We start from the raw sequence: 23,715 nt of genomic DNA on the forward strand, positions 1-23,715 counted from the left end.
GATGAAAAGATTTTTTTTATTGTGTTATTGTATCCTTGCGGCTGTAGCTGTTTCTGCGGAACATACAGTCCCTGTCAAGTTCCGTCATATCGGTATTTCTGAAGGGCTTCCGGACAATTATGTGAAAAACGTGTTCGGATTGCCCGACGGACGTCTGGGAGTCCGAACGACCGAACTCTTGAGTCTTTATGACGGGAAAAATTTTGTATCCTTCCCGCTTTGGAAGTCAGAGCCGTATCCGGTTGCTCAGCGGGCCTCCATTCCTGTGCAGTATATTGATGCAAAGAAACGGCTGTGGTTGAAGGAAAGAGGAGGACTCCGGATTTTCAATCTGGATACGGAATGTTTCATGAGGGCCGACACCATTTTCAGACGTTGGGGGCTGGACGATGTTTCAAACCTGTTTGTTGATTCCGAGAAGCTGGTTTGGGTGACAGATGCAGCCGGTCGCATCTATTTGCTGGATTCGGCAGATGAACGTGTGCGGGTTGTTTGCGACGTTTCTGATTTTCTGAAAAAGAACGGTCCTTTGCTGACCGTGGCGTCAAAAGGCGCATACAGTTGGATGGTTCATGAAAGTGGCGTGATGCGCTGTTATGACCATCGGACGGGGAAGTTTGTGCGTCAGGAAAATTTTTTGCAGGGGCGTCTGGCAAAAGGTGCTCAAGTGCTTGTCTGTATGCTTGACAACGGCGATTTCTGGCTGGTATGGAATTACGGCGGAGGCTTTTATTCGAATGCCGTCAATACATGGACGGAATTGCCTTTGTCTGCTGAGCATTTTGAAGAAATCGCGGCTCTGGATGTGGACCGTTCGGGAAGTGCGTGGATAGGTACGTCAGGACAGGGAATCTATATCGTTGACCGGCATACGCTTATGATTTGCCGGGTGAATTCTTTCAATGCGGATTTGCGTGAATTGAATGTGCGCGGAGGCGTGCACAGCATTTATTGTGACAATTACAGTGGCACGGTGTGGATAGGCATGTTCAACCAGGGACTGGCCTTTCACCATCCCAGCATGGATAATTTTACCTTGTATAATAACTGGAACCTTTCGGGAAACTTTGCCGACGAAAGCATTCATTGCATGGTGGAGGAGCGTGAGGGAGCTATCCTGATGGGTACGTCGAGAGGGCTTTACCGGTATTCGTGTTCCGACCGTACGATTGACATGCCTTATCCGGAACTGTCGGGCCAACTGTTTCGTGTGGCATATAAGGACAACAGAGATCGTATCTGGCTGGGAACATTCCGCAACGGACTCTATTGCATCGAGAACGGCAGGGTGAAGCATTATCTTGGAAAAAGCAATATAAGGGCAATGGTGGCTGACTTTCGCGGGCGGTTATGGGTGAGCCGGCTGGGAACTGTCGGTATGTTTGTTCCCGAGTCAGACAGCATTGTTCCTCTTGCGGTGAAGTTTCCTAAAATATCCAAGTACAGGGTGGCCAATTCTTTGGCTATTGACAGCAAGGAACGTATTGTGGTTGGTGCCGACAATGGCTTCTACATTTATGATACGGAAAAGGATTCGGTATTTGCTCCCGAGACGGATGCTCCCGGTTCGCCTTTACAGACGTTGGGAAGCAATAAGTTCAACTGTATTTTTCTTGACAGCCGGGGATTGCTCTGGATGGGGACCCAATATGGGATAAAGATCGTGTCGGATGATTTTCACGTGGATTATCTGGGTGAGGAGGCTGGCTTCACGAATCTTACGGTGCAGAGTATCCAGGAAGATAACAACGGTGATGTCTGGGTGTCTACGATAAACGGGCTTTATAAAATAACCGTGGAGAATGAGGGACAAGGATATACGTATTGCGTCGTTTGTCTTGACCGCAACCGGAGCCATAGCTGGAACGACTTGTTTGAATTCTGCTCATTGAAGACAGCCGACGGGCAGCTTTGTTTTGGACGCATGGACGGGTTTTATCTGTTTTCGCCGGAAAATGTGGTTCTGGCTCCAAGCTCTGTGCCTCCCATGTTTACGGGATTTCGTCTGTTTAACGAGCCGGTCGTATGCGGAGAGCAGTATAATGGGCGCGTGTTGTTTGAAAAGACTGTAGACAGGGTGCGGTATGCGGAACTGAGGCATGATGAGAATTTCATCACGTTCGAGTTTTCCAGCTTGAATTTTGTAAATCCGTCGCAGACTTATTTCCGTTACAAGATGGAGGGCGTGGATAAGGAGTGGATTGAACTGCTTCCTGAAAAAGGGCAGGCGAGTGTGGCGTACAATCATTTGCCTCCGGGAAAGTATATATTTCATGTGATGTCGGCAGGCAACGACCATCATTGGAGTGACCGTTCTTCGTTTGTTGTTGTTATCCGCCCTCCTTTCTGGGCTACGGTATGGGCCGGGGTGTTTTATCTCGTGTGTCTGCTCGCATTGGGCTATTTTATTGTGCGCTATCTGCATATTCGGAGTCTGAGGAAGCTGAAGCGGATGCAGGAGGTGGAGGCAGAGCGTCAGCGGGAAGAACTGAATCAGATGAAGTTCCGTTTTTTTATTAATGTCAGCCATGAACTGCGCACGCCGCTTACACTGATCCTTACTCCGCTTGAAGTGATTCTGAAGAAGGTGACTGATGAACGTTTGAAGGACCAGCTCCGGGTGGTTTATAAGAATACGCAGGAACTTTACAGACTGATCAATCAGCTGCTTGATTTCAGGAAAGTGGAGATGAAACGTGAAAAGCTGAATCTCTTGCCCGGTGATCTGGAAGAATTTCTGCGCACGGTTTATGAGGGATTCAGGCCGTTTGCCGTTGATAAGGGCATAGACTTTGATCTGAATGTCGCTCCTGCGCACTGGTACATGAATTTTGATCATGACAAGCTGCATAAGATAGTGAACAACCTGCTTTCAAATGCATTCAAGTTTACGCCGGAAAGCGGACGTGTGACTTTGTCGCTCGCAGAAAATGAATATGGCGGACGAAAGTATGCCTGCATTTCTGTTTCTGATACAGGGATCGGCATTGCTTCAGATCAGGTGAAGCATATTTTTGAACGTTTTTATCAGGTGCAGCATAATGAGCAGAACAAGGTGGGAAGCGGCATCGGACTGCATTTGGTGAAAGAATATGTTGACATGCACCAGGGAAGTGTACACGTTTCGAGCGAACTGGGAAAAGGTAGCTGCTTCACCGTATTTATTCCGACGGATCTGGCGGTAGCGGAAGAAACTGGCATGCAGGATGTGTCGGCCGATGCGAAGAAAAGCGGCGGAGAGCGTTCCGTTCAGGAGGCTGGAAAAAAGAAATTGCTTGTGGCAGACGACAATAATGATTTCAGAAACTTCCTGAAAGAGCAGCTTTCCGAAGAGTATCAGGTGTTTGACGCTCCCGATGGAGAGGCGGCGGAAAAGCTGGCGGCCGAGCAGAATCCCGACTTGATTATCAGTGATGTCATGATGCCTAACGTAGACGGTATAGAGCTTTGCAGGCGCATCAAGACAAATATGGAAACGTCGCATATTCCGATTATTCTGTTGACGGCGCGCACTTCGGACGACTTGAAGATCAACGGTTATTCGGTCGGGGCGGATTCATATATGGCAAAGCCTTTCAATATGGATATGCTGCGGGTGCGCATCCGGAAACTGATCGAAAAGCAGGAAATGCGGAAGAAAGATTTTCAGAGGAGCGTGGAGGTAAACCCTGCGAGCATTACGATCACATCCCTCGATGAGCAGATAATCAAGCGGGCATTGGGATGCATTGAAAACAATATGGACAACACTTCATATAATGTGGAGGCATTGAGCAGCGATATGGGAATGAGCCGCATGAATCTTTACCGGAAGCTTCAGTCGATAACCGGACAGACCCCGACGGAATTCATTCGTGCCATCCGCCTGAAAAGGGCTGCCCAGTTGCTCGAAAGCAGCCAGCTTACCATATCGGAGGTGGCAGACCGCGTCGGATTCAGCTCGTCGAGCTATTTCAGCAAGTGTTTCAAGGAACAGTTCGGAATGCTGCCCACCCAATATCAGGAGGAAAAGAACAAATGACGTGCGGGGAGCGCGAAAGGTATCTGTATCTGTGCCTGCAGATTCTATGTTCCAGCCCTTGGACTGTAGAATTTGTCGGGATAGGCGGACAAAGTATCCGTTGAGTATTGTCCTTTGCGGAATGATATTTTTAACTTTAACATTTCTATCGATGAAATCGTGTTTTAAGAAGAAAGCGTCAATTGCTTTATGTGCTTTGGGCTTCGTTGCTGGGCTTCAGGCCCAGTCGTATGTATGGGTGAGCAGTACGGAAGGAAACTGCTGGAAAGAAAACAGGGTGAAACTCCAGACTGACGCTCTTTCGGAGCCTTTGCTGGAGATGGACGGAACAGAAAGAGGGGTTCCGTTCAGAGCCTGGGGAACAACATTCAATGAACTTGACTGGGATGCGCTGCTGATGCTGGCCCGTGACGAGCAGGACGAAATCATGTATAACCTTTTTTCTCCCGAAGGAGAACTGAAGTTTACGCGCGGGCGCATTTCCATGAATGCGAACGACTATGCGCGTTCGTGGTATAGCTGTGATGAGGTGCCGGGAGATTTTGAACTGCGGTATTTCAATATCGGGCGCGACAGGCAGGGAATTATTCCCTTGATACGGGCAGCGCAAAAGTTTAATCCAAAGCTGACCTTCTGGACTTCCCCCTGGAGCCCTCCGAGTTGGATGAAGATAAACGGGGATTATCCGGTTTTGAGCAGCCGTTTCAACAAGATGGACAGCCGTCTGGACTATCTTCTTTATGGTTCTTCAGATGAAGTGGACGAGGATGAAATGAAGTTTCTGGGCGAGCGGAAAGGGCAGTTTCCCCGCAGGCTTGCCACGCAGGATTATTTCATTCAGGATCCCCGTTACCTTCAGTCGTACGCCAATTTTTTCTGCAAGTTCATCGAGGCTTACAAGAGTGAAGGAATAAACATTGACATGGTGATTTATCAGAATGAGGCATACAGCTATACGCCTTATCCGGGCTGTGCATGGACGGCGGAAGGGACGGTGCGCTTCAATCGCGATTATCTTGCTCCGGCATTGAAGAAGCATCATCCGGACGTGAAGCTTTATTTGGGAACCTTCAATACCAACCGCCAGGATCATGTGGAGCGAATCCTGAGTGACGAGAAACTGCGCGGGTGCATCAGCGGACTGGCTTTTCAATGGGAGGGACGTGAAATCCTGCCGGCTATCCGCAAGCAATATCCGGAATATCATTACATCTGTTCGGAAAGCGAGTGCGGAAACGGATCGATGGACTGGAAGGCGGGAGAGCATACGTTTTTCCTGATTTGCGACAATGTGGGGAACGGTTGCGACGAGTGGTTCAACTGGAATTTCCTGCTTCCCAAGCGGGGAACAAGCCCGTGGGGATGGAATCAGAACGCGCTGATTGAAGTGGATCCCGAAACGCGCAAGTTCCGGTATACGGCCGAATACTATGCAGTGAAACATTTTTCGCATTATGTGGTTCCCGGAAGCGAAATGGTGGGATACAGTCCGAAGAACAAGGACGGCGTGCTGGCGGTCGCTTATCTGACACCGGAAAAGAAATATGTCGTTGTGGCGGGAAACTTTGGCGGCAAGCCAGGCTGCGCGACATTCCGCTTAGGGAAGAAGTTTCTGAACGTTACGTTAGCTTCCCATTCCCTGAACACGTTTGTGATGAGGTGATGCCGGAGTGTATTATGCAGGCGAGGGCGGCTTTCCTCACGGAAAACCACCCTCTGTTTTTTTTATCAAACAACCAATAAGAAATAAGGGATAATGTAATTGAATTATCTGATAAACAGCAGTTCCCTGTATTTAGGCAGCGTCCACATCTGGTCGTCTACTATCAGTTCAAGCTTGTCGATGTGGTAGCGGATTTGTTCGAGCATCGGAGCGATGTTGTCGTGATAGGCTATGGCTTTTTCGCGTTCGTCTGTAATCTTGTTGGCGACTTTGCGCGCTTCCACCATCGAGTCGACATGTTCCTTGATATAGGTGGCGTGTTCTGAGATTTTGCGTATAATGGCAAGGTTCTCAGATGAGAGCCGGGATGCTTCTTCGGCCGGGAACAGGTCTTTCATTTTATACACGTTGTCTATCAGCTTGCTCTGGTATTCGGTTGCTACCGGTACGATGTGGTTCATGACAAGATCGCCCAATACTCTTGCCTCAATCTGGATTTTCTTGGTGTAAGTTTCCCATTTAACTTCGTTCCGTGCTTCCAGTTCTTTTTTGGTCATGACTCCCTCCGATTCAAACATGCGGATGCTTTCCGGTTTCAGGTATTGGTCGAAGATGATCGGACAGCTCGTTTCGCAGTCAAGTCCCCGGCGTGCAGCCTCTTCTTTCCATTCTTCGCTATATCCGTTGCCGTCGAAGCGGATAGGCTTGCTGAGTTTGATGTATTCGCGGATCACCTGAATCAAAGCCGAAACTTTCGGTTCCCCCTGTTCGATGAGGGCATCTACTTTCTGCTTGAACTCGGTGAGCTGTTCGGCCACGGCTGTGTTCAGTGCAATCATGGCGCTTGCGCAGTTCGCTTCTGAACCTACGGCACGGAATTCAAAGCGGTTTCCTGTGAATGCGAAAGGCGAAGTGCGGTTGCGGTCGGTGTTGTCTATCAACAGTTCCGGTATCTGCGGGATGTCAAGTTTCATGCCGTGCTTTCCTCCAAGGGCAATCAGTTCATCGGTTGTGCTGACTTCCATGTGGTCGAGCACCTTGCTCAGTTGTGTGCCCAAAAACGAGGATATGATTGCGGGAGGAGCTTCGTTGGCTCCCAGGCGGTGTGCGTTTGTTGCGCTCATGATGGAAGCTTTCAGCAGTCCGTTGTGCCGGTACACGGCCATAAGCGTATTCACGATAAACGTGATGAAGCGCAGGTTTTCTTCCGGCGTTTTTCCTGGAGCCATCAGCAGGACGCCTGTGTCTGTTCCAAGCGACCAGTTGTTGTGTTTTCCCGAACCGTTTACGCCCTTGAACGGCTTTTCATGGAGCAGTACGCGGAATCCGTGGTTGCGTGCTACTTTCCGCATGAGCGACATGATAAGCATGTTGTGGTCGACGGCCAGGTTGCATTCCTCGAAAATCGGTGCAAGCTCGAACTGGTTCGGTGCCACTTCGTTGTGTCTTGTCTTTACCGGAATGCCCAGTTCGAGTGCCTGGATTTCCAGATCTTTCATGAAGGAGGCCACACGTGTAGGAATTGCTCCGAAATAATGGTCTTCCAACTGCTGGTTTTTCGATGCTTCGTGTCCCATCAGGGTGCGTCCCGTGAGCAGCAGGTCGGGGCGGGCTGCATACAAGCCTTCGTCAACCAGAAAGTATTCTTGTTCCCAGCCGAGATAGGACACCACTTTCTTTACTTTCGGGTCGAAATAGTGACATACATCCACGGCTGCCTTGTTTACGGCTCTCAGTGCTTTCAGGAGGGGAGCCTTGTAGTCCAGCGACTCTCCTGTATAGGCGATGAAAACCGTTGGAATGCAAAGTGTATCGTCAACAACGAATACGGGAGATGAAGGATCCCATGCGCTGTACCCTCTGGCTTCGAATGTATTGCGTATTCCTCCATTGGGGAATGAAGAAGCGTCAGGTTCCTGCTGGACAAGCAGTTTGCCTGAAAATTCCTCCATCATGCCGCCTTTTCCGTCGTGTTCCACAAACGCGTCATGTTTTTCGGCTGTTCCTTCTGTCAGCGGCTGGAACCAGTGGGTGTAGTGTGTCGCGCCCAGTTCGCTTGCCCAGCGTTTCATCCCTGCGGCCACCTCATCTGCTATGCTGCGGTCGAGTGTGGCTCCGTTGTCCATTGCGTCCACAAGCTTGGCGTAAACATTTGACGGTAAATACTTGAACATCTTTTCCCGGTTGAATACGTACTTTCCGAAGTATTCGCTCGGACGTTCTTTGGGGACGTTTACTTCTACAGGTTTTGTCTGAAAAGCTTTTTCTACGACTCTGAATCTTAATGTTGACATAAACTTATGGTTTTAGTTGGTTGTATTGTGTATTTGTTATTTATTCTTCTGTTTCTCTTTGTTTCTTGTCTTTTTGTTGCTATTAAACTTTTAATAGTTTCTTATTGTTTTATAACAGTACAAAGTTACGTCTTTTTGATTTTATTTCTTTTTTAAAGAGTGCTTTTATTTCGTGTTTTTCTGCTCTTGTTTTATTCTGATTTATTTTTATCTTGTTTGGTTTCTGTTTTACACTTATATTCTCGTATTTTGTTTATATTGTAAGTTTATGCTCGCCTGTTTCTGAATTTTTATTTGTTTGGCTTCCTTGCCGGAGAGGATGCTGCATTGGCTTTTTTAAAAAAACAGCCGATTTGTTGCAGCGGTTCAATGTTTTTGGTTTGTCGGATATGTAGATCTGCATATTTTCTTTATATTTACGGCATTGAGTGAATGACGGACATTATGGAGAAAAAGATTTACTGTTTTAATCCTGCGCATGATATGGCATTGGCTAACAATACGCCTTTCTATAAGGCTCCTGCGGAGATTCAGAAAATGGCGTATGATTTGGCTGTACTGCCTGCATGGTATGCTGAAGGCGGGGAGTCGGTGAGGATTGATGACATGAAGCAGGCAGAACTGCTGCATTCGCAATTGGGGAGTGATTTTCTTTTTCCGCGCGTTCAGTGGATTCTGGAGTGGGAACAGGGAAGTTATGTTCCATGGGGGTGGGATCCGGCGTTCCTGCATCAGCTCCGGTCTGCCGGTATCGGGGAAGAGTTTCTGCTGACGGATTCTCAAGTGCAGCGTATCCGTTTTTTGTCCAGCCGGCAGCGCAGTTCAGAGATGCTTGTCGGAATGCGTAAAATTGAAGGTACCTGCGGTGAATCTGTCGTATGTCATTCCGTGGATGATGTAAACTTCTATATGTCTGAAGTGGGGGAGATTGTGCTGAAAGCTCCCTGGTCCGGAAGCGGGCGAGGACTGGTAAAAGTATCTTCCGAAACTTGGAGCTCTTCTGTCCGGGGATGGGTGGAGCGTGTGCTTCGTACGCAGGGAAGTGTTATGGCTGAACCTTTGTATGAGAAAGTGGCAGATTTTGCGATGGAGTTTTATGCAGACGGGAGCGGCGGCATTTATTTCATCGGATATTCTCTTTTTGAAACAGACTTGCACGGGAATTATAAGGAAAACAGACTGTGTACGGACGAGCAGATTGAAGCCTTTTTGTCTTCGTTTATTCCGGTGGACACACTGCGGCAGATAAAGTCGTCTTTGACTGTTCGGCTCTCCGCTTTGCTGCAGAATGACTATAGCGGGTGTTTGGGTGTAGATATGATGATTTGTCGGATGAACGATGCCTTTCATGTGCATCCTTGCGTTGAAATTAATTTGCGCATGAATATGGGCATTGTTTCTCATCAGGTGCGTGCAAGGCTTTTGCATCCCCGGTCGGAAGGATGGTTCAGAATCGAATACTTTTCGGCAGACGGAGAAGCCGTAAACGCGCATCGGGACCATAAGGACAGGTATCCGCTTGTGGTGGCGGACGGAAAAATACTAAGCGGTTATTTGTCGTTGACCGGAGTGGATGAAACGACGCATTATCAGGCTTACATTTTTGCAGGGCATTGACCTGATATATGAAAATAAAAAACGGGAACTTCATTTGCGAGGTTCCCGTTTTTTATATCGGCTGTCAGTTTAGAAGAACAGATACCGTTGGTCTGTTACATTAGCTTTCTGATACAAATCGCCGAATATCTGATTTGCAACAGGGCGAGATAACATGCTGGCCAAAGAAGATTCTTCTTGCTTGGCATCGAATTTTTCTGTGCCCTTGTCTTTCGCATAAACTTGAATCATGTAAACTCCGGCATTTCCCTTTATCGGTGTGCTTACCTTTCCTACTTCTGTTTTTGAAGCGGCTGCGCCGATAACCGGTTCACTGGCGTGTGCTACAGAGATGTAGGCCGATGCGGAGAATGTGACATGTTTTATAGAGTCGCTGACAGCACCTTCCATGGCTTTCACCTTATCCAGTGAATTGACTCCCTGCATGTTTGCGAGAATCTTTTCAGCTTTCTTGTCACGAATGATCTCATTCTTCAGCGTAGCGGCAACTGAATTGATGTCGCGGTATCCTGTCTTATGTACTTTGTCGAGAGCTACCACCATCATGTGGTCGTTTTCGCCACATTCATACAGCGGAGAAACTTCATTCGGTTTTGCCGAGAAAATCCATCTCATTACATCGCCTGTCGATTTTACGCCGCCCACGTAATGCTCTGCGCTCGACAGATCTTTGCGCGGAAGAAGCGTGTATCCGTTTTCTTCTGCATTTTTCTGCAAGTCTTCAAGCGTTGTGTTTTGAGCTACAAACTGGCTGAATTTGTTGTATGCAGAATTGTAGGTTTCTTTGCTGAACTCAACCGGGCATTTGATGACAGCCACTTTATATTTGGTCTGCATGCTTTTCTTGTCCATAACCTGAAGTATCAGATGAGTTTGTCCGACGGTCAGATTAGCCAGTTCGTTTTTCGGTTGGTTGATCAGCGTGTTGATAAATTTGGTATTGTCAGCATCCATTTCCGCGCCTTCCCAGCTTCTTGCATTTACCCAGGTTGCTTCGCCGGTCTGTCCGTAGATTTTGGCTACTTTTTCGAAGTCAGCTCCGCCTTTGAGTGCATTGTAGATACTGTCGGCAAGCGTTTTTGTCTTGTCTTCGGTGTCGGCGTACACTTGAATCTGACGGAATTGGATTGAGTCGGGTACTGATACTTTTGCCAGAACCTTGAATGCGTTGTATGAGTCGTCCGACTGATAGTAGTAGGGGCCGTATACCTCATTCAATCCTGTCGAATCCAGGCGTGCGGCAATGTCAGAAGGAAGTACAGACTTGTTGACAGGCACATCTGAATAAGCTACAGAAGAACCTGTAGAGCGGATGAATGTAGCATAATCCGAGTTGGTCTTGTCGAGCTGGTTGCTGTATTCTGTCACTTCTTGTTTAACAGCCGCACGGTCAGCGTCAGAAGGCACAACTTTCACGTCTATATAATGTATGTCGCGTGTTTCAGCCAGCTGTTTGAACTGTTCCTTCTTTTCATTGTACAGCTTTTTGATTTCATCGTCGCTGACTTCAACCGTTGAATCGTTGATTGAAGAATAAGGTATGCCGGCAAGCAGCAGGTCGCTTTGTTCGGTGCGTGCTTTAAACGCATCTTCGGCTGCTACAGGATTTGAAATCAGCGATTTGGTGATCAGGTTCTGGTATTTTTCTGCCAGCGTGCTCTGTCTGAGTGTTTTTTCTATGAACATCCAGAAAGCACCCATTTTCTGATAGTATTCAGTATATTGAGCAGGCATTTGACTGGTTCCCAAATTCGCATAGTCTACCAGAAATTTCTGAAGCATGTCCTTGTCGAACATTCCTGTCTGCGGATTGCGGAACGGAGTCTGCATCAGCAGAGGGTGAGTGCCTTGGTCGATGATGGCCTGGATTTCAGCGTCGGTGACTGTCAGTCCCAACTTTTCTGCCTGTTCTGCAATCAGCTGATTGTTGACGTAATTCTGCCATACCTGGTCTTTTACGTTGTTCAGCTGCTCTTCGGACAGTGAATTCAGTCCATTGGTCAGTTTGATGACTTCACTGAGTTCGTCCACCATTTTCTGGTAGTCCAGAGTGCTCAGTTTTTCTCCGTTTACTTCACCTACATCTTGTTTGCCTTGATGCGGCTGCAGGACTTTCCATGCGTCACCAGCGATGAACGCAAACAGGGCAAGTCCGATTACAATGACCACCAAAGGTCCCTTGCTTCTGATAGTTTGTAAAGTTGCCATTTAAGTTTGTTATTTTTTTGTTTATTGTTATTTCAGCAATTTGCGCACGAAGATACAAAAAATGCTGTTCAGTAGCTATTTTCTTTAAAAAAAAATGCTTATTTCTCCACTTTCAGCTTCACCAGTTCGATTTTTGTGGAAGTAACTTTTATGATTTTGAACTGAAATTTGTCAATCCGGATAATTTCGTTGACTTTGGGAATGCTCTGGTATTCGTGCAGAATCAGTCCTCCGATTGTCTGGTATTCGTCGTTTTCAGGCAAGTCCAGTCCGAACTCTTTGTTGGCTTTTTCAATGTCCAGTCTTCCGGAAAATATGTATTCGTTTTCTCCTATGTTTTTTGCTACCGTTGAATTTGTGTCATGTTCGTCTTCTATGTCGCCCAGTATCTCTTCCACCAGATCTTCCATTGCCACGATGCCCGAAGTTCCTCCGAACTCGTCGACTACTATAGCCAGCGAACGTTTCTGCTGCTTGAAAAGGATCATCAGCTTGTTGGCTCCCATTGTTTCCGGTACGATGGGAATGGAGCGGATGTTCTTCTGCCAGTCTTCCGTGTTGCGGAACATTTCAGAAGAGTGGATGTATCCTACGATGTTGTCGATATTGTCTTTGTAAACGATGATTTTGCTTATTCCGTTTTCGATAAATGTATTTTTCAGTTCTTCAAGTTGGGTATTGAACTCAGCCGCGATGATTTCGGTTCGCGGAATCATGCAGTCGCGGATTTTGATGTTTGAAAAATCGAGCGCGTTGCGGAAAATTTTTATTTCGTCGTCAATGTTTTCTTCATTTCCTCCTGCCTCTTCGATGCTGGTTTGTATGAAGTAGTTCAGGTCGCCTTTCGTGAATGCGCGTTCCTGATCTTTCCTGTTGATTTTGGTTCCTGAGAGTCTTAGCAGGCTTACGGAAAGAAAAGTGACCATTTTGCTGAAAGGATAGAGTATGATATAGCAGATGTACGCCGGGATACAGAAAGCTTTGAGCATGAAGCGTGAATTGGCTTTGGCCAGTGTCTTGGGCATAAATTCTCCAAGTGCCAGAAGCACTGCGGATGCTGCGATAATTTCCAGTATCAGTGTAAAGGCCGGAGATACGTTGACTTTTGTGTCCAGCAGACCGTGCATGAAGTTTGCGGTCAGTATGCTGAAGACTGCCAGCGAAGCGATGTATCCGGTCATCATCGTTGATATGAAATCTTTGGGATGGTTGTAAAAGACGGTCAGTATGCGTGTGGTGAGGTTGTCTTTTTTACCCATTTCAAAGCGCAGCTTGTCGGTCGAGGCGAAAGCTATTTCCATGCTGGAAAAGAATGCCGCGAGCATCACGGAAATGATCAGTTGAGCGATTGTTGCCATGTCGTTTTTTTATTGTTGTTTTCCTCCAGAGCGGGCCGTTGAGTCTGCCGAAGCCGTATCTTCCACTGTAAAGATACCTGTATTGTTATATATCTGATATTCTGTCATCTGCTGGTTCGATTCAAATCCGTATCCGGTAAGCACCTTGTCCACTTGCTCGATGCGGATGAATCTGTCGGAATAGATTTTTTCCTTGTTCTGATCCCAGAACATCAGTTCCGTGTCGAATTTGTCCCCCCGCTGGCTCTGTATGTGTACATTGCTTCTGAGTTCCCACAGTTTTTTCTGTTCATAATAATAGGCGGTGTCGGCTTTGATGCTTGCGTCGACATGGAAGAGCGTGTCGAATTTTTCCAGATACACTCCTTTTTCAAAGGCCCAGAAAGGCGGATTCCTGTGGCTGTATACCAGCCATTCGTCGGTGATGATTTTATAGCGTATCATTCCGGAGTCTGATACCAGCGTCGTTACCCCGAGCGTGCGCATGTCGGGAAGCGAATCGCTTTCTTTTACGGCGGCAGCAGTTGCCTGTTCCTTTTTTCCGCACGACGGGAGAAAAACAAACATAACAGTTGTCCACACGGCAACTGTTATGAATATCCTGGATATGTATTTTTTGTCGGTCTGTTTGGTATCGGCCATACACGATCTATTTAATGGTTGTTTTTTCTTTGATCCATCCGCCTATGGTGACAGCGTTTCCTTTTTTCAGTCCCAGAAAGAACAGATCTTCTTCTTTCGGAACCTTTGTGGCATAAGTGACAATCAGCCTCTGCACTTCGTCCGTCAGCCTGGGGTCGGCGGCCTTTGCCTGCTGCAGCTTGTCGATGGCCGCGTAGTAGGTGCATTTGTTCAGCGTGGCTTCATCGCTCCAGTTTGGGCTTGAAGCATACATCTGCGCTATCAGCATATATGCTTTTCCGCATTTGGGGTCGAATGAAAGTGCTTTTTGTGCATATTCCCTTGCTTTGCTGAAGTGTTTCTTGCTGTAGAGCATGACTGCGGCTTCATAACTGTTTTTTGCCTTTGTCAGCGTGTCTTTTTCGAGTTCGATAGCCTGGTCGAAGAAATGCTGGCTTTTTCCGATACTGTCCTGTTTGTAGAACATGTAGGCGCATCCCAGTGCCGTTTCGGCGGTAGGCTCAATTGAGTATGCAGCTTCCGAAGCAGCGAAGTAAGCTTCGTCATCCGTACATTTGAGCCTTTCCATTATCGAAATGATTTGTTTGAGGTATACCAGATTGTGTCTGTTTGCTTCAATTTCCGGCTTGAATGCTTTCTGCATATTTTCGCATCCGGCCATGCCGCTGTTGATGAAGCATGAATTCACGTCATTCTCTACGATTTTTAAAAATTGTCTGCCTTTCTCGTCCTGAGTCTTGTCCTTTATTTGTGCCAGCCGTCCGGAAACCGTCAGAAAGTCCAGTACGAATTGTTTTTTATGCGTATTGTCCGCTTGCAGTTTCTTTAGAGATATGTTTATCAGATCTTGCAGCATGTAGCATTCCGATGCTTCATCTGTTACGGGAACGGCATCTTGCAGCATTTGATATACAGTGTCAGTGTCCATCTGGTCGCCGGCAAACACAACATATTCATGTGCTTTTCTTCCTCTGATTTCCTGTAAGGTCACTGGCTTTTTGCTGATAACGTTCAATGAATCGAGCAGTTCTGCCTGCCGGTCGTAGATGGCTGTCAGTTGTTCGAACAGCTTTTGGTGTTCGGCCGAGTCTTGTTCCGCAGCTATCAGGGCATGCAGGATTTTTGTGCCGTCTGTGCATACGTCCGGTGTGGCCAATGGACTGTGAGTGAATACATAAAGCCATGGTTCGTATGCGTTTTCAAACTCACCGGCCTTAATCAGCCTGGAGTAAAGTTCGATGTTGTGTTTGATTTCCGGACCGTCTTGTTCTTGTAGCTCCGCAATTTTCCCTTTAGCCGGAGATACGGTGAAAAGCAGGATGGAACAGATAAAAATGTGCCAATAATTCATTCTCATGTCAATTAACCTTCCATTTCATGAACCACCGTTCGTTGAAAGTCAGTCCGATTTTCAGTTCGAACCGGTTCTCCGAAAGCAATCCGCTGACTGAAGGAGCTACGCGGACATATTGTCCGGTGATGCTCAATACGTTGTTGGCCATGTTCAGGTTTAGAGGGAAACCAAATCCAGCGCTGATCCCGTATTCCTTCGGTCCGTTCACCCATGCGGCGTTCGGATTGTATGACGGGGTTTTCAGATAAGGAGTTGAGTAGTATGCCCCGATCCGGTATCTGATTCTTGAGAAGTAGTTCCTTCCGTACTCTTTGGGCAGCAGTTCGGCTCCTACAGCGATTTTCGAACGGTTCTGATACATGTCCGTGCGGTTGTTGTATTTCACGTCTTCCCATTTCTGCAGCGTATAGTCTGCTTCCACGGTCAGGTTCTTCCGGTACTTCCATGCAAGGCCCACTCCGAAGGAATGCGGTATGCCGTAAGAATCTTCGGTGCTCTGGGTTTGCAGAGCTGAATAGCTTGAACCGTCGGTTACTTGTTCGCCGTGCGTGTAGTGCATATTCAACACGTGTCCCAATGTATACGCAAGTCCCAGTGTAAGCGAATTGTTTTTGTTGAGCGGCTGTGTGTATTGCAGTCCGAAGCTGGCGTTGTAGCTGCTCACCGACATTTGGTTATAGATAATTGTCTGGTCTCCTCCATTGTTCGGTGTGAATGTTGTCTGGTAGTTCAGTTTTCCGTAGAGGTAGGCAATGTTAGCTCCTACTGAAAGATTGTCCAGAATTTTGAATCCCAATCCTGCGAAGATTTGCTGCATTCCTCCGTCACCGTAAAAGTTATTGGTGTAGGTGACTTCGCTGTTTTCTATGTTTTTGCTTCTGTCGAAGTTGTATCCGACAGTAGAAAAGGGAGTGTAGCCGATGGCCATGCCCAGACGCGGGTGCAGGCGGAACTGCATGGCAATATAGTCAAAACTTGCGTTCTTTGCGTTCGATTTGTAGTTTCCTTCTTGAAAGTTTGAACTTTTTAAAGTCATGCCTGTGTCGAACATGAATGAAAGAGAATCCACGGCCGTATAGGAAGCCGGATTCATTGGATTGATGTGCAGGTCGGAACGCAAGGCATAGCCTACACCTCCCATTGCAGCATTGTTGGCAAAAACTTGGTCGAATGTTTCTCCGAGCCCGTAGCGGGTATAAGGGGAATTGACGCTCGACTGTGCCGAAACAGCTGCTGAAACGGCAATGAACAGTGCGCCAATGAGTGCTTTCTTACTTGACATTATAATTCAAAATTCTGTTTAAACCTTTCAATACTAAAAATCTGTCTGCAAAGATGATACTTTTTAAGTTTGTATCAAAAGAAAATTTATCTCCGCCAGTTAAAAAAACCAAAAGGTCGGGATATTTCTCTTGCATCAGGCGGATATATCCGGCTATCTCAAATTCCATGCCTTTGATGACTCCTGCCCGGATTGCCGTTTCTGTGTTGTATCCGAATTCCGGCAAATCTCCCCTGCGGTCGATGAGGGGCAGTTTGTCGCAACAGGCGTTTAATGTTTTGAACCGGACATATATGCCCGGAGATATGTTTCCTCCCCAATATCTTCCTTCGGCATCAATAAACTCGTAGGTGATTGCTGTGCCGGCATCGATGACCAGCAGGTTCTTCCCGGGAAGCAGATAGTTGGCTCCCACCACCGCAGCCAGCCGGTCCATCCCCAATGTTTGCGGGCTTTTATAATGGTTTGCAATCGGAACAGGAGTCTTGTAGTTTAATTCGAGTATTTCGAAGTCTACTTCTGCCAGCTGCCGGCGGATTGTGTTGCTCAACGTGATGACAGAAGCGATGATTCCCCGTTTTATTGGATATTTGTGGCGCAGGATGGTGAGGCAGTCAAGCGAATGGTTCGAACCGCGCAGCACTTCTACCATCTTGTCACCATCGAATACTGCCAGTTTCGCAACAGTATTGCCGATGTCAATAATTAAGTTCACTTTTATGTTGTTTAAATTTGGTGCAAAGTAACTGAAAAAATAAATACATCGTAAAGAAATCGTGATTTATTAGGTATTTTTATTCTTGCGAAATGCTTTCTTCCGGTGCTTTCATTGCATATATAAAAAAGAGGTCGGACTGACTTTCTGACTTTTTTTGAGGTTATTCCAGAGATTCTCCGTAATTTTGTGGCGGAATAGTTGCCGTATTCAGGAAATGCTCTGTCATTTTGTCCTGGACGGGGAATTCCTTGCGGACAAGCCTGGGGAGTTGTCCGGGTTGGTTTTTTTAATAGTGCTTATATAATTAATGTATATGAATTGTAAATTGCGGTTGTTTGCGCTTCTATTTCTTGTGTGTTCGGTCGTTCCTTTTCATGCCCGGCAGTCACGCGACAGTATTCAGCTCAGTCTGGTTACATGCGCGCCGGGCAATGAGATCTATGCTCTGTTCGGGCATACGGCTATCCGTTACCAGAATTTCACGCAAGGTGTCGATCTGGTGTTCAATTACGGCATGTTCAGTTTCAGCGCGCCCCATTTTGTCTACCGTTTTGTGAAAGGTGAAACCGATTATCAGTTGGGGATTTCTCCTTACAGCTATTTTGAAGCGGAATATGCAATGCGCGGATCATCCGTATGGCAGCAGACGTTGAACCTTACTTATGATGAGAAGGTGCGCTTGCTTGGCCTGCTTGAAGAGAACTACCGCCCTGAGAACCGCACATACCGCTATAATTATTTTTACGACAACTGTACCACAAGAGCGCGTGACCAGATAGAAAAGTGCATTCGGGGGAAAGTTGTTTATTCCGCCGGTTCTCCCCGCAAAACATTCCGCAGCATCGTGCATGAATTCACTGCCGGTTCTCCCTGGGATGAGATGGGGATTGACTTTTGCCTGGGGGCAGAGGCTGACCGTCCGATAGACAACCGCTGTCAGATGTTTGCGCCCTTTTATATGAAGGCTTTTGCCTCCAGCGCATATATCCTTGGAGAGGATGGTACGCAGCGTCCGCTGGTGCTTCGTGAAGAGAAGATTGTGGATGTGGAGCCCGAGACCGAACTGCCTTTCCCTCTTTCTCCTATGATGGCAGCCTCTTTGTTCCTTGCGCTGAACGTGCTGGTAGGGTGGTGGCAGTGGAAACGCCGCCGCATTTTCTGGGGATGGGATATTCTGCTTTATTTGTCGCAAGGGGTGGCAGGCTGCGTCGTTGCTTTCCTTTTTTTTGTATCAGTCCATCCTACGGTGGGGTCAAACTGGCTGCTTTGGCTGTTCAATCCGCTTCCCTTGCTTTATCTTCCGGTGATGGTGTATAGGGACATGAAACGTAAAAAAGACCTGTATCATTGGATTAATGCAGTGTATTTAACAATTTTTATAGCGTTATTCCTGCTTTTACCGCAAAAATTCAATTTAACAGTATTACCTTTGGCACTCGGTTTGCTGGTTAATGCTGTAAGCCATGTTTTAGTTTATAAAAATAGATAATGAAAGAACGCATACTGACATCTTTATTGACGGTATTTGTCATTACCGGTCTGCAGGCTCAGACAGGTCCTGCCGTGCCGCGGCTGGTGGTCGGGCTTACCATTGATCAGTTACGCGCCGATTATATCGAAGCTTTTTCTGCTTTATATGGCGAGCGAGGCTTCAAGCGTCTGCTGAAAGAAGGGCGCATTTATACGGATGCGGAATATGACTTTATCAATGTGGACCGTTCGTCGGCTACAGCCGCTGTCTACACGGGGACTTCTCCTTATTATAACGGCATTCCGGGAAACCGATGGATGGACCGTAGCACTTTGCGTCTGGTGAAGTCGGTCGACGACCAGGCTTTCATCGGAGTGTATACTTCTGAAAATTCTTCTCCGAAATACTTGCAGGTTTCTACGTTGTCGGACGAACTGATGGTTGCGACTCAGGGAATGGCGGAGGTTTATTCCATCGCACCTACACGTGAGATGGCCATTCTGGCCGCCGGACATGCGGCCAAAGGGGCTTTTTGGCTGAACGACGCAAACGGAAAATGGAGCGGAACCACTTATTACGGCGTTTTCCCCGAATGGGTGAGCACTTATAACGATCGTGAAGGGCTGGACTTCCGGATTGGAGAACTGGTGTGGCAGCCTTATCATCCGGTTACGGCTTACAAGTATATCACTTCTTCCAACAAGCAGCTTACCTTCAAGCATGACTTTGATGATGAGCGGTATGAAAAGTATAAAAGATTCAAGACTTCGCCTTATGTGAATGATGAGGTGAACCGTTTGGCTGCGGCTTGCTTCAATGCGACCAGAATGGGGCAGGATGACATTCCTGATTTGCTCACGCTGTCGTATTATGCCGGGAATTATGCGCACAGGCCGAATGCGGAATATTCGATGGAAATACAGGACGTTTATGTGCGTCTGGATAATTCCATTGGCGATCTTCTGGACCTGATTGACCGCAAGGTAGGTTTGAAGAACACGCTCTTCTTTATCACATCGACGGGCTACAGTGATCCTGATCCGGTTGATCCGGTCCAATACCGGATTCCTGGAGGCGAGTTCCATATCAAGCGTTGTGCGGCTTTGCTCAATATGTATCTGATGGCCATTTATGGTCCGGGACAGTACGTTGAAACTTATTACGACCGTCAGATTTATCTTAATCATAAGCTGATTGAAGAAAAAAAACTGAACCTGGTGGAGATGATGAGCCGCTCGGCTGAATTTGTGGTGCAGATGAGCGGGGTGCAGAACGCTTATTCGGCGCAGCGTCTGCTTTTGGGTTCATGGACTCCGAAAATCGAAAAGATACGCAACACGTACAATCCCTACCGCTCGGGTGACATTTATATTGAAGTGATGCCGGGATGGTCTGTGGTGAATGAATATTCACATCAGGTGAATGTCGTGCGTGAGGCATACAGCTCTTCTCCGCTGGTATTTGTCGGCTTCGGCGTAAAGCCTAAGAAACTTTATAATCCGGTAAAAATTGCTGCCATCGTTCCTACTTTGGCCCACTTCATGCGCATCAGGGCACCTAATGCCTGCACAGTTCCTCCTATGACCGACATTCGTGAATAAACCGAGCGGAAGTCGGGAGCTGGCTGTTTTTATGAAAAACGCCTATCGGTTTCAATTTAATTTTTGATAATAATAAAAACTATAACATAAGATGGGATTCAATGAATTTATAAGCAAGCTGTTCGGTAACAAGGCTACGCGCGACATGAAAGAGATTCAGCCGTGGGTTGAAAAAGTGAAAGCCGTATATCCTGAGATATCGAAGCTGTCCAACGACGAACTACGTGCCAAAACGGTAGAACTGAAGAAATACATCAAGGATTCTGCTGCCGAATTGAACAAGAAGATTGATGATCTGAAGGCTTCTATTGAGAATACTGAAATAGAAAAGCGTGAAGTTATCTTTAACCAGATAGACAAGCTGGAAAAGGAAGTGCTTGACAAATATGAGGAGGCTCTTAATGAAGTGCTCCCCACTGCTTTTGCTATTGTCAAGGATACCGCCCGCCGCTTCACTGAAAACGAAGAGCTGGTTGTGACCGCTACGGATTTCGACCGTGAACTGGCGGCAAAGGGACATGACTTTGTCCGTTTGGAGGACGACAAGGCCATTTGGAAGAATCATTGGCAGGCAGGAGGAAATGAAACTGTCTGGAACATGATTCACTACGATGTGCAGTTGTTTGGCGGTGTGGTTCTGCATCAAGGCAAGATCGCTGAGATGGCTACAGGTGAAGGTAAGACGCTTGTGGCCACACTTCCGGTATTCTTGAATGCACTGACAGGAAACGGCGTGCATGTAGTGACTGTCAACGATTACCTGGCAAAACGTGACTCGGAGTGGATGGGACCGCTCTATATGTTCCATGGCTTGAGTGTAGACTGTATTGACAAGCACCAGCCGAACTCTGAGGCTCGCCGCCGTGCATATATGGCCGACATTACTTTCGGTACGAACAATGAATTTGGCTTCGACTATCTGCGTGACAACATGGCCATTTCTCCGAAAGATCTGGTGCAGCGCAAGCATAACTATGCAATTGTCGACGAGGTGGACTCGGTGCTGATTGATGACGCGCGTACTCCGCTGATCATTTCCGGTCCGGTGCCGAAAGGCGACCAGCAGTTGTTTGAAACCCTCCGTCCGTTGGTTGAACGTCTGGTTGAGGCGCAGCGCAAGCTCGCCACTCAGTTCCTTGCCGATGCGAAACGCCTGATTGCTTCTGACAAGAAAGAAGATCAGGAGGCCGGATTCCTGGCACTGTTCCGCAGCCACAAGGCTCTTCCTAAAAACAAGCCGCTCATCAAGTTCCTCAGCGAACCGGGTATCAAGGCCGGCATGCTGAAGACTGAAGAGATTTATATGGAGCAGAACAACAAGCGTATGCCGGAGGCCGTTGAACCGTTGTATTTCGTAATCGATGAGAAGCTGAAGAGTGCAGACCTTACGGATAAGGGTATTGACCTGATTACAGGCAACTCGCAGGATCCTACATTGTTTGTGCTTCCCGATATCGCCGCGCAGCTTTCTGAACTTGAAAACCGGAAAGAACTGACCGATGAAGAGAAACTGGCGCAGAAAGACGAGCTGCTCACCAACTATGCCATCAAGTCGGAGCGCGTGCATACCATCAACCAGTTGCTGAAGGCTTACACGATGTTTGAACGCGACACGGACTATGTAGTGATGGACGGACAGGTGAAAATCGTTGACGAGCAGACCGGACGTATCATGGAAGGACGTCGCTGGAGCGACGGGCTGCATCAGGCTGTTGAAGCGAAAGAGGGTGTGAAGGTAGAAGCTGCCACGCAGACTTTCGCAACGATTACCTTGCAGAACTATTTCCGTATGTACCATAAGCTGGCCGGTATGACCGGTACTGCCGAAACGGAAGCGGGAGAGTTCTGGGACATTTACAAGCTCGATGTTGTGGTCATTCCTACCAACCGTCCGATTGCACGTGTCGACATGAACGACCGTGTCTATAAGACGAAGCGTGAAAAATACAAGGCTGTGATTGAGGAAATCGAGAAGATGGTGGCTGCAGGACGTCCGGTGCTGGTGGGCACTACTTCTGTCGAAATCTCTGAAATGTTGAGCAAGATGCTTGACATGCGGAAGATTCCGCACAACGTGCTGAATGCGAAACTGCATCAGAAGGAAGCCGAAATCGTTGCCAAGGCCGGCCAGAGTTCGACGGTGACTATCGCTACCAACATGGCGGGCCGTGGTACGGACATCAAGCTGAGTCCGGAAGTGAAGGCTGCCGGAGGTTTGGCGATTATCGGTACGGAACGCCACGAGTCGCGCCGTGTAGACCGTCAGTTGCGCGGTCGTGCCGGACGTCAGGGTGACCCGGGTTCTTCCGTATTCTTTGTTTCATTGGAAGATGACCTGATGCGTCTTTTCTCTTCCGACCGCATTGCCCATGTGATGGACAAGCTCGGCTTCAAGGAAGGGGAGATGATTGAACATAAGATGATTTCGAATTCGATCGAGCGTGCGCAGAAGAAGGTGGAAGAAAACAACTTCGGTATCCGCAAGCGCTTGCTTGAATATGATGATGTGATGAACAAGCAGCGTACTGTGGTTTACACCAAGCGCCGCCACGCGTTGATGGGCGAACGTATCGGCATGGATATCGCCAATATGATTTGGGACCGCTGCTGCTATGCCGTTGAACAGCCTGCGTTTGATGATGCGCGCATGGAAATGTTCCAGACACTTGCCATGGAAACTCCGTTCACGGAAGAAGACTTCCGCAACAAGAAGAAAGAGGAACTGGCAAACAAAACATTTGATTCCGCAATGGAGATCTTCAAGCGTAAGATGGACCGTATGGCGCAGATTGCCAACCCGGTCATCAAGCAGGTTTATGAAAACCAGGGACAGATTTATGAGAACATCATGATTCCCATTACCGACGGAAAGCGTATGTATAACATTTCCGTAAATCTGAAGGAGGCATACGAAACGGAATCGAAGGCTATTGTAAAGGCGTTTGAAAAGGCCATCCTGCTTCATACGATTGATGATGCCTGGAAAGAAAACCTGCGCGAACTGGACGACTTGAAGCATTCGGTTCAGAACGCAAGCTACGAACAGAAAGATCCGCTGCTGATATTTAAGCTTGAATCGGTCAACCTGTTCGACAATATGGTGAACAAGATCAACAACAATACGGTTTCTGTCCTGATGCGTGCCCAGATTCCGGTGCAGGAACCTCAGCAGGTTCGTGAAGCGGCTCCGGAACCCCAGCGTCCGCAGCAACAGTACAGGGAAGAGAAACAGGATCTTGCCGATCCGAACCAGCAGGCGGCTGCTTCACGCGACACACGCGAACAGCCAAAGCAGCAGCCGTATCATGCGGAAAAGAAGATCGGACGCAATGATCCGTGTCCGTGCGGAAGCGGTTTGAAATACAAGAACTGCCACGGAAAGAATATGTAATCTTATCGGATGAAACGATGTGAACGCCGTTCCGGAATTTTCCGGGCGGCGTTTTTTGTGGCTTGCAAGCGCTTCCCCAGCAGCAGCTTGTAGGA

General features: G+C 47.6%; 13 protein-coding genes. 6 read left to right on the plus strand and 7 right to left on the minus strand.

What is annotated here, in order from left to right; translation table 11 throughout:
* The first annotated feature begins 1 nt into the window (after nucleotide 1).
* Nucleotides 2-4,021 (plus strand): hybrid sensor histidine kinase/response regulator transcription factor, encoded by a 4,020-nt coding sequence (locus NW212_RS04980; protein ID WP_258337543.1) that lies wholly within the window; start codon nucleotides 2-4, stop codon nucleotides 4,019-4,021.
* Between the two features lie 151 nt (nucleotides 4,022-4,172).
* The gene (locus NW212_RS04985) at nucleotides 4,173-5,684 is read left to right on the plus strand and encodes a beta-glycosidase (RefSeq protein WP_258337544.1); all 1,512 of its coding nucleotides are present in this window, start codon (nucleotides 4,173-4,175) and stop codon (nucleotides 5,682-5,684) included.
* A gap of 104 nt (nucleotides 5,685-5,788) precedes the next feature.
* On the opposite strand, the gene NW212_RS04990 is transcribed toward NW212_RS04985, so the two are convergent.
* The gene (locus NW212_RS04990) at nucleotides 5,789-7,978 is read right to left on the minus strand and encodes a glutamine synthetase III (protein WP_258337545.1); all 2,190 of its coding nucleotides are present in this window, start codon (nucleotides 7,976-7,978) and stop codon (nucleotides 5,789-5,791) included.
* A 444-nt stretch (nucleotides 7,979-8,422) separates the two neighbouring features.
* Here NW212_RS04990 and NW212_RS04995 point away from each other — a divergent pair, with 444 nt between their 5' ends.
* The gene (locus NW212_RS04995) at nucleotides 8,423-9,595 is read left to right on the plus strand and encodes a hypothetical protein (RefSeq protein ID WP_258337546.1); all 1,173 of its coding nucleotides are present in this window, start codon (nucleotides 8,423-8,425) and stop codon (nucleotides 9,593-9,595) included.
* Between the two features lie 69 nt (nucleotides 9,596-9,664).
* Here the strand turns inward: NW212_RS04995 and NW212_RS05000 are convergent, their stop codons facing one another.
* The 6 genes from NW212_RS05000 to NW212_RS05025 all read right to left on the minus strand — a co-directional run bounded on the left by NW212_RS05000 (nucleotide 9,665) and on the right by NW212_RS05025 (nucleotide 17,154).
* On the minus strand, nucleotides 9,665-11,803 hold the full coding sequence (locus tag NW212_RS05000; protein ID WP_258337547.1) for a peptidylprolyl isomerase: 2,139 nt from the start codon (nucleotides 11,801-11,803) through the stop codon (nucleotides 9,665-9,667).
* Between the two features lie 98 nt (nucleotides 11,804-11,901).
* Complete coding sequence (locus tag NW212_RS05005; protein WP_258337548.1) at nucleotides 11,902-13,161, minus strand: hemolysin family protein; 1,260 nt, start codon at nucleotides 13,159-13,161, stop codon at nucleotides 11,902-11,904.
* Nucleotides 13,162-13,170: 9 nt separating this feature from the next.
* A complete protein-coding gene (lptC, locus tag NW212_RS05010) occupies nucleotides 13,171-13,803 on the minus strand; it encodes an LPS export ABC transporter periplasmic protein LptC (protein WP_258337549.1) in 633 nt (210 codons plus the stop codon).
* A 7-nt stretch (nucleotides 13,804-13,810) separates the two neighbouring features.
* A complete protein-coding gene (locus tag NW212_RS05015; protein WP_258337550.1) occupies nucleotides 13,811-15,160 on the minus strand; it encodes a hypothetical protein in 1,350 nt (449 codons plus the stop codon).
* 1 nt (nucleotide 15,161) lies between these two features.
* The gene (locus NW212_RS05020) at nucleotides 15,162-16,439 is read right to left on the minus strand and encodes a hypothetical protein (RefSeq protein WP_258337551.1); all 1,278 of its coding nucleotides are present in this window, start codon (nucleotides 16,437-16,439) and stop codon (nucleotides 15,162-15,164) included.
* On the minus strand, nucleotides 16,429-17,154 hold the full coding sequence (locus NW212_RS05025; RefSeq protein ID WP_258337552.1) for a type III pantothenate kinase: 726 nt from the start codon (nucleotides 17,152-17,154) through the stop codon (nucleotides 16,429-16,431). Before NW212_RS05025 ends, NW212_RS05020 begins: the two co-directional genes overlap by 11 nt.
* Nucleotides 17,155-17,470: 316 nt before the next feature.
* On the opposite strand from NW212_RS05025, the gene NW212_RS05030 reads away from it, so the two are divergent.
* The 3 genes from NW212_RS05030 to secA all read left to right on the plus strand — a co-directional run bounded on the left by NW212_RS05030 (nucleotide 17,471) and on the right by secA (nucleotide 23,620).
* Nucleotides 17,471-18,646 (plus strand): DUF4105 domain-containing protein, encoded by a 1,176-nt coding sequence (locus NW212_RS05030; protein ID WP_258337553.1) that lies wholly within the window; start codon nucleotides 17,471-17,473, stop codon nucleotides 18,644-18,646.
* Nucleotides 18,646-20,229 (plus strand): alkaline phosphatase family protein, encoded by a 1,584-nt coding sequence (locus tag NW212_RS05035; protein ID WP_258337554.1) that lies wholly within the window; start codon nucleotides 18,646-18,648, stop codon nucleotides 20,227-20,229. The genes NW212_RS05030 and NW212_RS05035 overlap by 1 nt, the downstream gene beginning before the upstream one ends.
* Nucleotides 20,230-20,320: 91 nt before the next feature.
* A complete protein-coding gene (gene secA, locus NW212_RS05040; RefSeq protein WP_258337555.1) occupies nucleotides 20,321-23,620 on the plus strand; it encodes a preprotein translocase subunit SecA in 3,300 nt (1,099 codons plus the stop codon).
* Nucleotides 23,621-23,715 lie beyond the last annotated feature (95 nt).

It is taken from the genome of Bacteroides sp. ET225 (assembly GCF_024733745.1).
Classification (GTDB): Bacteria; Bacteroidota; Bacteroidia; order Bacteroidales; family Bacteroidaceae; genus Phocaeicola; species Phocaeicola excrementipullorum.

Coding starts and splice junctions, on each gene's coding strand:
- NW212_RS04980 (WP_258337543.1), top strand. CDS start 2: ATGAAAAGATTTTTTTTATTGTGTTATTGTATCCTTGCGGCTGTAGCT.
- NW212_RS04985 (WP_258337544.1), top strand. CDS start 4,173: ATGAAATCGTGTTTTAAGAAGAAAGCGTCAATTGCTTTATGTGCTTTG.
- NW212_RS04990 (WP_258337545.1), bottom strand. CDS start 7,978: ATGTCAACATTAAGATTCAGAGTCGTAGAAAAAGCTTTTCAGACAAAA.
- NW212_RS04995 (WP_258337546.1), top strand. CDS start 8,423: ATGGAGAAAAAGATTTACTGTTTTAATCCTGCGCATGATATGGCATTG.
- NW212_RS05000 (WP_258337547.1), bottom strand. CDS start 11,803: ATGGCAACTTTACAAACTATCAGAAGCAAGGGACCTTTGGTGGTCATT.
- NW212_RS05005 (WP_258337548.1), bottom strand. CDS start 13,161: ATGGCAACAATCGCTCAACTGATCATTTCCGTGATGCTCGCGGCATTC.
- lptC (WP_258337549.1), bottom strand. CDS start 13,803: ATGGCCGATACCAAACAGACCGACAAAAAATACATATCCAGGATATTC.
- NW212_RS05015 (WP_258337550.1), bottom strand. CDS start 15,160: ATGAGAATGAATTATTGGCACATTTTTATCTGTTCCATCCTGCTTTTC.
- NW212_RS05020 (WP_258337551.1), bottom strand. CDS start 16,439: ATGTCAAGTAAGAAAGCACTCATTGGCGCACTGTTCATTGCCGTTTCA.
- NW212_RS05030 (WP_258337553.1), top strand. CDS start 17,471: ATGAATTGTAAATTGCGGTTGTTTGCGCTTCTATTTCTTGTGTGTTCG.
- NW212_RS05035 (WP_258337554.1), top strand. CDS start 18,646: ATGAAAGAACGCATACTGACATCTTTATTGACGGTATTTGTCATTACC.
- secA (WP_258337555.1), top strand. CDS start 20,321: ATGGGATTCAATGAATTTATAAGCAAGCTGTTCGGTAACAAGGCTACG.